The organism is uncultured Sphingomonas sp. (assembly GCF_964250165.1).
Taxonomy (GTDB): Bacteria; Pseudomonadota; Alphaproteobacteria; order Sphingomonadales; family Sphingomonadaceae; genus Sphingomonas.
Genome location: NZ_CAXUEK010000076.1, coordinates 1 through 13,006, shown reverse-complemented (window position 1 = coordinate 13,006; position 13,006 = coordinate 1). Strand labels below are relative to the sequence as shown.

Genomic DNA, 13,006 nt, shown 5'->3' with positions numbered 1-13,006 from the left:
CGTTGAATCAGAACCTCAGCCTCAAGGGAATCCCTAAATCGTCACTACAGCCTAGTGCTGGCAGCTAGGTGTTTGGTCCCAATGATTGGCGGTGCGGGTTGACGGTGAAGCGCTGAGAATCGTCGGCCATAGCTTTGCAGATGAATTCGTGTGGCGTGAGGCCGCGCAGCGTTTTGAGCCAGCGGGCGTAGTTGTAGGCACGGATGAAGTCGGTAAGGTGTGTCTCGAGCTGCCCGTGCGTGTGGTGCTGGTACCTTCCCGCCCTGTGACGCTGGTGACCCCGCGCCGTCCGAGCGAGCCGGCCAAGGTGCGCGTCGCCACTGTCGCGATTGGACGCTACTTCGCCTCCTCTCTCAGGATTGAGTGAGCGAATGGCCTCGGCTCTCAAGCAGCAAGCGGCTTGGAGGGGCTATTATCATTCTAGCCGCGAGTGCCCGATCAACGAGAATTTCCATCTCATCAGAATTGACCGGGCCCCACCCTTCATCATCCAGTCCGTGGAAAACGAATACCAGCCAGCCTTGCTGATGCTCGAATTCGTTTAACCGTTTCATTGCAGCCGCGCCGACCAAATCGGGACCGAAGCATGCACAGTCGACCAGGCTGGGCATGCGCCCGGGTAGCGGATTCAAGCCGTGATGTCCGAGCATGACCCGTGCGCCGAGCGACTGCATGCCGATCCACTCTACCAGTTCAGCAGGGGCCGACAGATATGGGACGTGGAACAGCGAGCTCCGTCGGTCGAAGCCCGGCAGTTCGCGCTCCAGCGTTCTCCAGCATTCCTCGATGCTTCGCCGAGCCAAGTAGGGCTCGATCTGGCCATAGACCTCATGGGCATGCCCATGGGGCCCGATCTCGTGGCCGGCTGCGGCCGCGTCCCGCCAATATTCCCAATCTGCGATCGTCGCGCCCTTGATGCCGGGATCCTCCGCGAGTTCGGGTGCCGAAAGGACGCAGAAGCATGCGCTGAGGCCGCGCGCCTCGAAGATGCGGCGCACCTTGTCGGCGGTTCGGCGGAAGCCGTCGTCGAAGCAGAAGCTGAGATACTTCGGGATCACAGCAGGCGCTCGTAGAAGTTCTTGGTCCAGACGTGCTCGCGTCGGATGGCCGTCATCACCTCGTCCGGAAGCGGGCCGCTTCGCACCGCCTCAAGGCACGCTTCTACCATCGCGACCGACGGCATGCCGATCGTAACCGCCGAGACGCCCGGTGCGAACAGCGCGAAGCGCAGCGCCAGGTCCGCGAGCGTCGGTGCGGAGGTTGGAACGAAGTATTCTGAGAGCGCGTGCAGCCGCGCCGCGTATTCGTCGAATGGCGCGTACTTCAGGAAGGGGCGAGCGCGGAAGTCGTCGCCGGTCAGCGTGCCGCTCAGCCCGCCGCTGTCGAGCGCGCAGCGCGCGATCACTCCGACCCCGCGCAGGCGCGCGAGCGGCAGGATGGAGGCCAGCGGTCGCGACTCGAACAGGTTCAGGATCAGCTGGAGGCCGCTCACGCGGCGGCGGCTGACCACCTCGAGCGCCGCGTCGTGCTCATGGTCGCCCACGCTGATCGCGGCGTGCCGGATCTTTCCCTCCCGGCGCAGCGTGTCGAACGTGTCGAAGATCTCGTCCTCGTAGCTCCACAGATGCCACCATTGGTGGAGGTGGGCGATGTCGAGCGTCTCGGCTCCCAGCGCCGCCAGGCTGTCCTCGACCGAGCGGCGGATGCCGTCCGGCGTGTAGGCCTCGGCGATCGGCCGATATTCGCGGAACGTCGCGGCGCTGCCCGGTGCGACCTTGGTCGAGATGACGGGACGTTCGCCGCGCCAGGCCTTTAGCGTCGCGGCGACGATCGTCTCGGAATTAGGATAGACGCGGGCCGTGTCGATGATCCGGACGCCGCCTTCGAGCGCCCGGAGAAGCGACGGGGCGACACCGTTGCGGAGCTCTGGATCCTGGGCGATCGTCATCGCGCCGTAGCATAGCGGGCTGACCATCAACCCGGTGTCCCCGTAGGGCCGTAATTCCACGCGATCGCTCCTCGGCTGTGTGCTCCTCCACCACCGAATGGAGAACGCAGTTGATTTTAGCATCCGAATGGATACAAACTCAACTTCAGTATCCGTATGGATACTGAACAGGATACCGCGACGGCCGCGATACTCTGGGATTGAAGACCCGCGCGGAGCTGTCCGACGACGAGGTTGAGGGCCGGGGGAGATGATGATGAAGTCGATATCATTCGTTTGGTACATCGGGGTTTGCGCGGCGGCACTTTCGCCGTCCGGGACTGCGGCGCAGTCGGGTTCTGCGCCGATGCCGGTCGATGGCAAGGCATCGACGCCCGCCGACGCGAAGGTGGCGCCGCAGTCCGAGGCACAGCCGACGTCGGCCGAGCCCACCGATACGACGGACATCATCGTCACGGCGAATAAACGCGAAGAGCGCTTGCTCAACGTACCGATCTCCGTGGTCGCCATTAACGGCGATCGGCTGCAGCGTCTCAACCTGAGCACCGCGACCGATCTTCAGTTTGTCACTCCTGGTCTCGGTCTGGGCGACTCCAACACCCCGCGTGGCGCAGGACTTCGCATCCGTGGCGTCGGCACCACCGTGTTCGCGGACGGTGTCGAGCAGAGCGTCGGCACCGTGGTCGACGGGATACCGCTCGCACGCGCCGGGCAGGGGCTGGCGGAACTCGTCGATGTCGAGCGCGTCGAGGTCCTCCGCGGGCCCCAGGGTATGCTGTTCGGACGCAACGCGTCCGCGGGTCTGATCAACATCATCACGCAACTGCCGACCGAGAAGCTGTCGTTCACCGGCAACGCCAGCTACGCGTCGGAGAATGAGGTCAAGCTCGGCGGTTCGCTGTCCGGAGCGCTCATCCCGGGAGCGGTGTCGGCGCGCGTCACCGGCTTTCTCAACCGCCGCGATGGTTTCGTTACCAATCTCGTGACCGGCCACCGGCTAAACAACCAGAACGAGTATGGCGCGCGTGGGGTGGTGGAGATCAAGCCGACCAGTGGGCTGCAGTTCATCCTGCGCGGCGACTGGGCAAAGCGCGATACGCAGTGCTGCATCTGGACGGCGCGATCCTTTGCCAGTGCTTCCCCAATCCGCCCGGCACGCTCCTGCTCGCCAATTTCGTCGACCCCAGGGTTTTGGCGGCGCAAGGGCCCAGGAACCGGATCGTTGCCCAGAATGGCGATCCCTTCAACAAGGGCGAGAGCTACGGCGTGTCGGGGGAGATCAATCTCGACCTCGGCGGATACACGCTGACCTCGCTGACCGGATATCGACACTGGTCACAGTTCGACGGTCTCGATTCGGACCAGAGCACGTTGAACGTGCTCGACGTCAATTTCGGCTCCAACGAATTGCGGCAGACGTCCCAAGAGCTGCGCATCACGTCGCCGAAGGGTAAGTTCATCGATTTCGTCGCCGGGCTTTTCTACTTCGACGCGACCAACGACAACTTCTCCCGGCAGCAGGGCAGGTTCGCGGTGTCGCTGGCCGCCGCGCAGGCCGGCGGCGTCGCGCTGACGCTCGCGCCGGGCCTCGTGCTTCCAGCGGCGCAGAACTTCGGCCGCGACATCACGACGCGGATCGGCACGCGCGACTATGCCGCGTTCGGCCAAGCGACGATCAATTTCTCGGACCGGTTCCGCGGCATCGTCGGTGGGCGCTACACCAAGACCCGGGTCTATCTGGATTATCTGCGCGCCGGCACGCCCGGTGCGAATAGCTTCAACTTCGAACTGGGTGCGGCCTTCGCCAACATCGCCCTGCCGCGCGTAACGACCAGGGACGATAATCTGTCGTTCCGGTTGGGACTGCAATACGACCTCAATCCCAACGCCAACATCTTCGCGACCGTGTCGCGCGGCTACAAGGGGCCGGGGCTCTACAACGGTCTGGACGTGGTGCTGCCGCCGGGCATCTCCGCGACCAGCCCCGGTCAGCTGGAGACATATCTCGCCGTCCGTCCCGAAATCCCCACGTCGTATGAGATTGGCTACAAGGCGTCGTACTGGGACCGGCGCGTGTCGCTCAGCGTTAGCGCCTACTGGACGGATTTCAAGGACTTCCAGGCCCAGGTCGTGGAGACGCCGCCCGGCCAGACGATCGGTTCCTTCGCCGTGCGCAACGCCGGCAAGCTGCGCAGCCGCGGCTTCGAGGCCGAGCTGAACTTCGCGCCGGTGCGTGGCCTGAATGTCGGTATGGGGTTTTCCTATAACGATGCGACCTTCGTCAGCTTTCAGTGCGCCGCCCGCGGGCGCGGCATCACGCCGGCGGCGAATCCCGCCTGCACGACCATCGGCACCGGCGTGCTCAGCACGTTCGACGCATCGGGCCTGCCGGCGACCAACGCGCCACGGATCACGGCCAATTTCGACCCGAGGTATGAGACCTCGCTGGGTCACTCCGACCTGAAGGGTTTCATCGAGAGCAACGTCTATTATCGCGACAAGGTAACGTTCCAGCTCGTGCCGAAGGGCAATTTCAATCCCTATGTCCAGCCCGACTTCGCGATCGTCAACGGCGCGATCGGGGTGATCGCGGGTGGCGGCAAATATACGATCAGCGCGTTCGTGAAGAACCTGTTCGACCAGAATTACGTCACGAGCATCTTCGATCTCCCGCTCGATGCGAATGGCGGACTGGGCCAGTTCGTGACGCGGGATGCCGAACGCACCATCGGCGGATCGGTCCGGGTTCGCTTCTGACGGCCCGCTGCAGACACTCCGAGCTCTCTCCACTAAGGGCGTCGCATCTACGGGTGCGGCGCCTGTTTTTTCACCGAAGCACCCGCGAACAGCAATTGGCAGATCGCGTCTGCGTGCCGCTCGACAACGTCGGGCGAGAGGACGTCGGTGCCGTAGATCCGCCTCGCCTCTTCGGCGAGGGCGAAGATCATCTGGCTTGCCGCGGAGACGATATAGATCACCGACATCACCGGCACGTCGGGCAGCAGTCCATCGGCGATCGCGCGCTTGAAGAGTGGCGTGATCGAGCGGTGCCCGGGGGTGACGAACGTGTCGACGGACCAGCCGAACCCCTCGCTCGCCTGCAGCGATGCCTGCACCGTGATCCGGACATGTTCGGGGTGTCTCGCGCAATAATGCACATAGCGGTGCACGAACGCCTCGATCTCCTGTCGCACCGTCCGTCTTCCCCGACCAGTGTCCTCCGCGTTCATCTCGGCCGAGAACCGCTCGAAGAGGAACGCCAAGGCGCTTCGCCACAATTTCTCCTTGGTGCCGAAGTGCAGGCGGATCACCGCGTGCGTGACGCCCGCCCGCGCGCTAATGTCGCGGACCGAGGCCGCCTCGAACCCGCGCTCGGCAAACAGGTCCAGCGCGGCTTGGAGGATGGCGGCCTGGGTGCGCTCCTTCTTCGCCTCGCGCACCACGCCGCGATAGGTGCGCGTCGCACGGGGCCCGTCGTCATCGATCGCATCGGGTGTCGGGGCGGCAGTCACCGGCGAATCTTAGGTTGGACGACGCACGCGAACAAGCGCCACGCCTTGCATTACACTATCCAATCGGATATTGAAAACCTGCCGGCACATGACGTGTCATCATCAGGAGAGAATCGCGTGCTCCAACTTCATCCGCGCAACCAGCAGTTCCAGTGGCGTCCGTCGCAGGCGCCATATCAGATCCTGACCGAGGATCAGGCCCGCCAATATGACGAGCAGGGCTATTTCCTGCTCGAAAACGCCTTCACGGCGGCGGAGGTAGCGGCGGTCGCGGACGCCATCGAGCCGTTCGAGCGGGAGATGGAGCGGGTGCTCAAGGAGGAGCATGGCGGTCAGTTCATGATCGCCAAGGCCGACGCGATCACCTTCACGGTCCACCTCGTCGCGAAGTCGCCGGTGCTGCGCGAGTTCAGCCGCCATCCCGTCTTCGCCAAGCTCTGCCACGACACGATGGGACCGGCATCGCGGCTGTACTGGGATCAGGCGGTCTACAAGAAGCCCGGCAACCCGGACGAGTTTCCGTGGCATCAGGACAACGGCTACACCTTCACCGAGCCGCAGCAGTACCTAACCTGCTGGGTCGCGCTGTCGGACGCGACCGTCGACAACGGCTGTCCGTGGGTGGTGCCAGGCGTTCACCGCATGGGAACGATCCAGCACGAGGCGACGCCGCTGGGATGGCAGTGCCTCGACAAGCCGGCTAATGCCGTTGCCATCGAGGCGAAGGCGGGCGACATCGTCGTCTTTTCCTCGCTGACCCCGCATCGCACCGGTCCCAACCTGACCGCTGGCGTACGCAAGTCCTACATCCTGCAATACGCGCCGGACGGCGCCATGGCGTATCCGGCCACGGGCGATGGGCCGATTCTGCAGGACGACCCTTCCCGGCAGTACCTGATCTAAGCTCCCGCACTCGTCCGCTGGCGGCCGGCCCGGCGGCGGACGAGTGCTCTAACGAGCCGTCCGTGGAGGCGCTGGTCGAGCGGATAGAAGAGGATGGTCGCGGTCGCCGCCAGCCCGAGCATCGCTGGCACGAGCGAGAGGAGCGTCTTGATCCCCGCCAGCGTCGCTGCCGATTGGACCTCGTTTGCATGGTATCCGATCACGTCGAGCAGCACGCCGAGCAGGCCGATGCCGATGCCGAGCGCCACCTTCTGGGCGAACAGGACCAAGCCGAACACGACGCCCTCGGTTCGCTCGCCGGTCCGCCATTCGCCGTATTCCACGGTATCAGGCAGCATCGACCAGAAGCTGAGATAGAAGCCCGAAGCGCCGACCGCCGCGAACACAAGGACGCCGAGTGTGATCGGCACCGTCGGGGCGGGGATGAGATAGAGCGTCGCCCAGGCCACCGCGCCGATCGTCCCGCTCAGCATCCAGACCAGGCGCTTGCTCGTCCGCTTCGAGATGTACGCCCAGACGGGCACGCACAGCATGACCCCGCCCGTGAGCACCGTTAGACCCAAGGTCACCTTGTCGGGCGCCGCGAGGTTGTACTTAAAGAAGTAGATCAGCATCTTTCCGGACATGGCGCCGCCGATGCCGCTCAGGATCGTGGCGACGAAGATCAACTGAAACGGGCGATTGGCCTTCAATGTCCTCCAGATCTGCGCGAAGGTGGCAACATCGTGTCCCGCGGCATTGGTTTCCCGCGTCGAAAGGACGCTGATGGCGAACGTCACGGCGGCCGCAGCAGCGTAGACCGCGGCCACGTAGACAAAGCCCGCTCTCATGTCCCCGCCGCCGAGCGCTGTCGCGAGCGGCAAGGTGGTGCCGGCGACGATCAGCGTCGTAATCGTCGCGAACACCATGCGGAAACCCGCGATTGCGCCGCGCTCGTCGCTGTCGCTGGTGAACTCCGCCGACAGCGCGATGTAGGGGATATTGGTCAGCGCGTAGGTGGTCCGGAACAGCAGGTGGGTTGCCGCGGTGACGGCGATCAGCGTGGCACCGGTCGCCGCGAACGGCACGAACATCGCCACGAACGACAGGCAGAGCGGTAAGGCCGCCCATAGGATGTAGGGGCGGTAGCGTCCCCAGTGCGTACGCGTGCGGTTGGCGACGATGCCGACCGCCGGATCGATAAAGCCGTCCCACACCAGCGCGGCCATGATGATGAAGCCCGCCGTGGCGTTGGGTAGGCCGAGGACGTCCGTGTAGTAGTAGAGCAGGAAGAGGCTGGTGACGCCCCAGAACAGGTTGAAGCCCACGTCGGCCACCGTGTAGCCCAGCTTCGCCCCGAGCGTCAGCCTTGCCCGCGCTTCCTCAACCATGTCGCTCTCTCCATTCCTGACGCCGTGCGTTTGAGAGTTTACTATCCTGTTGGATATCGAATATGGCTAGGGCAAACGTCGTCGTAGGGGAAGCCGGATGCTCGCCAAACTTGGTATGGAAGCCGATCGGTTCGTGGACGCGCATGGCCGCCATGTGCTGCTGCGCGGGGTCAATCTCGGCGGCGACTGCAAAGTGCCGTTCGCGCCCAACGGGCACAGCTACCTGCCGAGCGACTTCGCCGACCATCGCACGGTCAGCTTCGTCGGGCGCCCCGCACCGCTGGACGAACTCGACGCCCATCTCGCCCGCATTGCGGGCTGGGGGTTCAACTGCCTCAGGCTTCTGACGACCTGGGAGGCGGTCGAGCATGCCGGACCGGGGCAGTATGACGAGGCGTATCTTGATTACTACGCCGAGGTCTGCCGACGCGCGGGTCGGCACGGGCTCTACGTCTTCGTTGACTTCCACCAGGACGTCTGGAGCCGCATGTCGGGCGGCGACGGCGCACCGGGCTGGACCTTCGAGGCGGCGGGTCTGGACTTCACCAAGTTCCATGAGGCCGGTGCCGCCCATGTCATGCAGCGAAACTACGACCACCGCGTCGGCGGTCGGCAGGAGAGCTACCCGCTGATGGGCTGGGGCGGGAATTACCGCATGCCCGCCAACGGCATCATGTGGACCTTGTTCTTCGCCGGCGCCGACTTCGCGCCGTCGGCGACGGTCGATGGAGGTAGCGTGCAGACCTATCTGCAAGACCACTATCTCGGATCAATGCGCGCCGTCGCGGAGCGCGTGGCGGACATCGACAACGTGATCGGCTTCGACACGCTCAACGAACCCGGCACCGGCTATATCGGCCGCGCGCTCGACAGCCGCGAGGGACTGTTACGCGGGACGGCATGGTCGCCACTCGATGGGCTGGCGGTCGCCTCGGGGTTATCGCGCGAGCTGCCGGTGATGGCGCTCGGCCGAGGCGAGATCGGGCGGCGCCGGGTCAATGAGGGCGGTGTGTCGATCTGGCTTTCAGGTCGCGAGGATCCGTTCCGCGTCGCTGGCGCCTGGGACGCGGACGACCGCGGCGAGCCGGTGGCGCTGCGGCCCGATCACTTCCGGCAGGTCGCCGACCGCGAGGTCTCGATGGAGCGCGACTACATGGTCCCCTTCTTCAACCGCGTCGCGCACACCATCAGAGCGGTACGCGACGACTGGCTCGTCTTCGCCGAGGTCGATCCGTTCGGCGCGCTTCGCGGTCACGGCTTCCCAGAGGGCTGCCCCGAGCGCACCGTCAACGCCAGCCACTGGTATGACCTCACCGCGCTCATAACCAAGTCATTCGATCCCAATCGAATGGTCGACGTACTCTCCGGCACGGTGCGCGAGGGTCCAGTGGCGATCGAGGATAGCTATCTCGAGGGCCTGTCGAAGCTGAAGGCGATCGGCGACGGACTGAACGGCGGCGCCCCGACGCTGATCGGGGAGTGCGGGTTTCAGTATGACATGAACGGTGCCGAAGCATACGGGCGATGGGCGGCCGGGGAGCGCGACCCTGCGATCTGGGACGCGCAGACGACCGCGCTCGAACTGATGTACAATGCCTTCGACCGGTTGCTGCTGTCGTCCACGCAGTGGAACTACACCGCATCCAACCGCAACGACCCGATGGTCGGGGACGGCTGGAATCAGGAGGATCTCTCGATCTGGTCGCAGGATCAGTCGACGACCGGGGACGACGCCGGGTCTGGCGGACGCGCGATCCAGGGCTTCAGCCGTCCATATGTGAGATCCGCGCAGGGTAGGATCGTCAGTCAGCGGTTCGACCGCGCGAGCCTCCTGTTCGAAGTCGTGATCGATGCCAATTCCGGTGTCGACGCGCCTACGGAGATATACGCGCCGGCTCAATTCTACCCTGCGCCACCACAAGTCACCACCCAATTGAGCGACGTGCAATGGGAGCCTGATAAGCGGCTGGTGCTGGTCCGCGTGGCAGGCAGCGGCGAGGTCCGCATCACGCTTCGACCGGGTTGAATTGTTAGGATGACCGCTCCGTCAGTTAGCGGATCGAATCGTCGGTGCTTTGGCGCGGATCACGCTCGCATTCGTCGGACCGGCGGCAAGGCCAGCAAGCGCGCGAAAAAGGCAAGCAGTTTTGCAAAGATCAACTGGTTTCAGGCACAGGCGATGCGCTTGATAAGTGCAACCCTGCCGAGGTAGTCGTCTCAAATTCGGTTCGAAAAGTTCAGTCGCTGCATGCACATCGGCGATGGGACCGTTGCATGAGCGTGACTTCCCGAGAACCGGAGTTGAACGCAGCGCGGCACCCCGCGTGCCGCGCGGTGCTCGGCCCGCGTCGTGGCAGGCGGTGGTCGACAGGCTTCATCGTGAGCATCCGGCGCGCACCGGCGTTTGGCGGATCGAGGTGACGCCGGAGGGCGACACCATCCCGTCCGCTACTACAAGCCCAGGGAGACTGCCGGGAGGGACTTCGCGCCGCTCCTCCTATCGATGGACCCAGTGCGGATGACGATGATCCGCACCGGCTTCTGGGGCGAGACGGTCGTCACCTGGATCTACGACCTCCATTAACGCCTGCTGCTGGAGAAGCCTGACGGCGCCGCCATGGGGATCGGCGGCATTTTAATGCTTGCGCTGCTGATAACCGGCATATGGGACTGGTAACCGAGGCGCGCGCGGTGGTGGCGCGCATTGCGCTTCAAGCGAAATGCCCAGGCGATCCGGCGGCTCTACGACTGACACAAGCGGGTCGGGCTGGGCGGATCGGTCCTACTGCTGGTCGTCACCGCGACCGGGATCATCCTCGATCTGCCGGACCAGACCCGACCGCCGATCGCGCGCGTTTCGCCGCTGTTCCGTCCGCACGCGACGACGGTAGCGCCTGATGGCCGGGTACTCCCCATCGATAAGCTGATCAAGATGGCGCGACATGGGCCGGCCCGTAAAGCGAGACGCTGTTCCAGCATTCACAACCCATACATCATCTTTCCGGTGCTGAAGTGTGTTCGTCATGCTGATCGCCAGGCTCATTGCGGCGCGTCACGGCATGCCAGACCTCAGCCCGCACCGTCGGCACGTGAACGCTTGTCGGCGTTCTCGATCAGCCGCTCGCGCGTATCGCAGGCCATGACCGGCGCCTCGTTCGACACCCAGGAGACGATGGCGCGTGGGGTGCAGTAGCAGCGCAGCTCTTTGGCGGTCAGGTACCAGTCCTTGCCGGGACAGGTGGCGCAGGCGGGTTCGGGATCGGGGTAGATGCCCTTGGGCAGCTGTGCCAGCAGCTTGCTGTCGTCCTCGCCCAGCAGCCGCTTGACGGAGCCGAACCACACGGGGACCTGTTCGGTGGATGCCATAATGATGTTCTCCTTGTGCGGTTCCGCGATCACGCGTCGCGATCGAACCAGGTCTTGATGAGTTCGACGAACCGCTCGTTGACGAGGCGGGCATGTTCGATTCGGAAGCTGGGGTGTGCTTCCGCCATCGGCTTGACCTTGATCGTGAACCCCCCGCGATGGTCGGGCTGGATGGTGGCGACCACGCGGTCGTGACGGTTGCGGACCTCGACCGCCTTGATCTCGGTCTTGCCGGCGGCGGCGGCCTTGAGCTCGGCGGCGACGCGCGGGGCGGCGTAGCCCTTGCCGGCGATGAGACCGGCGCGCTCGACGAGCCTGGCGCGGGTGTCCGTATCCTCGACCAGCGGCGCGAGATCGATCCACTGGCTGAGGCTGATCGTGCGGCGATCGGTGAACGCGTCGAGGACGGCGTCAGGTGCCTTGCGAAACGCGAGACCTCGGCTCAGCATGCTCTTGTCGACCCCGACCGCCTGGGCAAGATCGGTATCGGTCTTGAACGTGGCGCCATCGGTAAGCGCGGCCCAGCCACCCGCGAGATCCCAGAAGCTCGGCGTTACCGCCTCGCGGTCATCGCGATAGGCGATGGCGATCGCCTCGCCACGCGAGAGTTCGGGATGCACGCGGACGCGCAATTGAAGTCCAGCCACTGCGCAGGCGGCGCAGCGGCGCGAGCCAGCGAGCAGCTCGATCACGCCGTCCGCTGCGGTCTCGCCGTGCGCGTCGTTGATCTGGCCGACCGCGTTCAGCTCGGCGGCGAGGCGGGCGATGCCGTCGGCGTCGTGCGGGGTGTCGACGCGCGGGTTCAGCGGCGAGGTGCGCACCGAGCCTGGGTCGACCTGGATCACGCGGGTCGTGCTCTTGCGGGGCTGGAGCGGCAGTTGTTCGGTCATGGGGTCGTTCCTTGTGGTCAACCCGACCCTCCTGCCGGTTTGCGATGTGCGTCAGCCATGTCGGTCACGGGCGAGATCAGCGGACATGGGCATGGTCGGCGGTGATGCCGGCGAGGCCGGTCCACAGTGGCACCAGGATGCGGCGGCGCAGCGCGGGAGCGACCGGCATGCCGAACAGCAGCGGCATCGCGTCTGCCACCGCCTGGACCTCGCGCGCGATGAGCCCGGCATGGACGACGTTGCTAATCGCAAGCGGGTGCCACAGCGGGGCGCCATCCGCGATCCAGTCGTGAGTCGGGGTGTCGATGCCAGGACAGAACCAGATGGCGGGAATGCCGGTCTGCGCGACCGGGGTCAGCGCGGTGAGACGCCAGCGGCCCGACAGCACGGCGGCCAGCGTCTCGTCGTTGCTGTCGTCGGCCCAGCCGCGCGCGCGATCGACCATGCGACGCAGCGCCCTACCGGGGTCGCCCTGGCTTTTGCGGATTTCCGCTGCGCGAACCCGCACCTTGCCACCGTCGCTGTCCCGGCGGCCGTTATGTCCGGCGTGTCGATCGTCGAACCGGCGCAGCTCGACGTCGTCGGGGTCGCGATCGACGGTCGCCGATGCCCTCCATTCGGTAGCGATGCCGTCGGTTGGCGTGTCGAGCGACTTGAGCATGGAGCGCAGCAGCTCGCGGTTGGCGGCGCCGGCCTCCTCGCCCGAGAAGGGATTGGTCCCGACTCCCAGCGCCGTGCGACGCTTGTCGGCGCGCCTAGTAAACGCGTTGAACCCCGGATCGCGGAACTCGCCGGGAAAGGCGTCGATCAGCACACCGCCCAGAAGATCTGCCGTGCCCAGACCCATGTAGACCGCGAGGTCACGGTGATAGCTGGCAGACGCGTAGATCGGCTTGGCCAGCTCGGTCCTGGACACCGTCGCCATCGTCGCCGGATCGTGCATCGACCGTTCGAACGCCCACCCAAGGCGGCCTGCCTGCAGGGTTGGCAGGGGGTGGGCGGGATCGAACGTCCCGC

General features: G+C 65.2%; 12 protein-coding genes. 4 read left to right on the top strand and 8 right to left on the bottom strand.

Annotated features, from left to right (window positions below; all coding sequences use genetic code 11):
* Window positions 1-64: 64 nt before the first annotated feature.
* From ACFE64_RS13045 to ACFE64_RS13035, 3 genes are read right to left on the bottom strand one after another with little or no spacing between them, the layout of a single operon-like run.
* The gene (locus ACFE64_RS13045; protein ID WP_375392896.1) at window positions 65-388 is read right to left on the bottom strand and encodes an IS3 family transposase; all 324 of its coding nucleotides are present in this window, start codon (window positions 386-388) and stop codon (window positions 65-67) included.
* Complete coding sequence (locus ACFE64_RS13040) at window positions 354-1,058, bottom strand: polysaccharide deacetylase family protein (protein WP_375392895.1); 705 nt, start codon at window positions 1,056-1,058, stop codon at window positions 354-356. Before ACFE64_RS13040 ends, ACFE64_RS13045 begins: the two co-directional genes overlap by 35 nt.
* Entirely contained in the window at window positions 1,055-2,008 is a 954-nt protein-coding gene (locus tag ACFE64_RS13035) for an aldo/keto reductase (RefSeq protein ID WP_375392894.1), read from the bottom strand. The genes ACFE64_RS13040 and ACFE64_RS13035 overlap by 4 nt, the downstream gene beginning before the upstream one ends.
* A gap of 190 nt (window positions 2,009-2,198) precedes the next feature.
* Between ACFE64_RS13035 and ACFE64_RS13030 the strand changes: the two genes are divergently transcribed.
* Both ACFE64_RS13030 and ACFE64_RS13025 read left to right on the top strand, forming a co-directional pair.
* Window positions 2,199-3,257 carry a TonB-dependent receptor gene (locus tag ACFE64_RS13030; RefSeq protein ID WP_375392893.1) on the top strand — a complete coding sequence of 353 codons (1,059 nt, stop codon included), beginning with the start codon at window positions 2,199-2,201 and terminating at the stop codon, window positions 3,255-3,257.
* Window positions 3,140-4,705, top strand: coding sequence for a TonB-dependent receptor (locus ACFE64_RS13025; protein WP_375392892.1), 1,566 nt, complete (start codon window positions 3,140-3,142; stop codon window positions 4,703-4,705). Before ACFE64_RS13030 ends, ACFE64_RS13025 begins: the two co-directional genes overlap by 118 nt.
* A gap of 47 nt (window positions 4,706-4,752) precedes the next feature.
* On the opposite strand, the gene ACFE64_RS13020 is transcribed toward ACFE64_RS13025, so the two are convergent.
* Window positions 4,753-5,388 carry a TetR/AcrR family transcriptional regulator gene (locus ACFE64_RS13020; RefSeq protein ID WP_375392891.1) on the bottom strand — a complete coding sequence of 212 codons (636 nt, stop codon included), beginning with the start codon at window positions 5,386-5,388 and terminating at the stop codon, window positions 4,753-4,755.
* A 189-nt stretch (window positions 5,389-5,577) separates the two neighbouring features.
* Between ACFE64_RS13020 and ACFE64_RS13015 the strand changes: the two genes are divergently transcribed.
* Window positions 5,578-6,363 carry a phytanoyl-CoA dioxygenase family protein gene (locus ACFE64_RS13015; RefSeq protein ID WP_375392890.1) on the top strand — a complete coding sequence of 262 codons (786 nt, stop codon included), beginning with the start codon at window positions 5,578-5,580 and terminating at the stop codon, window positions 6,361-6,363.
* Here ACFE64_RS13015 and ACFE64_RS13010 read toward each other — a convergent pair.
* Complete coding sequence (locus ACFE64_RS13010; protein ID WP_375392889.1) at window positions 6,360-7,733, bottom strand: MFS transporter; 1,374 nt, start codon at window positions 7,731-7,733, stop codon at window positions 6,360-6,362. The genes ACFE64_RS13015 and ACFE64_RS13010 overlap by 4 nt on opposite strands.
* Window positions 7,734-7,830: 97 nt before the next feature.
* On the opposite strand from ACFE64_RS13010, the gene ACFE64_RS13005 reads away from it, so the two are divergent.
* The gene (locus ACFE64_RS13005) at window positions 7,831-9,759 is read left to right on the top strand and encodes a cellulase family glycosylhydrolase (RefSeq protein WP_375392888.1); all 1,929 of its coding nucleotides are present in this window, start codon (window positions 7,831-7,833) and stop codon (window positions 9,757-9,759) included.
* 1,043 nt (window positions 9,760-10,802) lie between these two features.
* Here ACFE64_RS13005 and ACFE64_RS13000 read toward each other — a convergent pair.
* The 3 genes from ACFE64_RS13000 to ACFE64_RS12990 form a co-directional block, all read right to left on the bottom strand.
* A complete protein-coding gene (locus tag ACFE64_RS13000) occupies window positions 10,803-11,099 on the bottom strand; it encodes a hypothetical protein (protein ID WP_375392887.1) in 297 nt (98 codons plus the stop codon).
* A 29-nt stretch (window positions 11,100-11,128) separates the two neighbouring features.
* Window positions 11,129-11,989: a ParB/RepB/Spo0J family partition protein gene (locus ACFE64_RS12995; RefSeq protein ID WP_375392886.1), complete on the bottom strand. Its 861-nt coding sequence runs from the start codon at window positions 11,987-11,989 to the stop codon at window positions 11,129-11,131.
* A 76-nt stretch (window positions 11,990-12,065) separates the two neighbouring features.
* Window positions 12,066-13,006: hypothetical protein (locus tag ACFE64_RS12990; protein WP_375392885.1), on the bottom strand; the 941-nt coding region annotated here is incomplete at its 5' end.

Bases quoted from the DNA above. Each gene is read 5' to 3' on its own strand.
- ACFE64_RS13030 (WP_375392893.1), top strand. From the start codon at position 2,199: ATGATGATGAAGTCGATATCATTCGTTTGGTACATCGGGGTTTGCGCG.
- ACFE64_RS13010 (WP_375392889.1), bottom strand. From the start codon at position 7,733: ATGGTTGAGGAAGCGCGGGCAAGGCTGACGCTCGGGGCGAAGCTGGGC.
- ACFE64_RS13005 (WP_375392888.1), top strand. From the start codon at position 7,831: ATGCTCGCCAAACTTGGTATGGAAGCCGATCGGTTCGTGGACGCGCAT.
- ACFE64_RS13000 (WP_375392887.1), bottom strand. From the start codon at position 11,099: ATGGCATCCACCGAACAGGTCCCCGTGTGGTTCGGCTCCGTCAAGCGG.
- ACFE64_RS12995 (WP_375392886.1), bottom strand. From the start codon at position 11,989: ATGACCGAACAACTGCCGCTCCAGCCCCGCAAGAGCACGACCCGCGTG.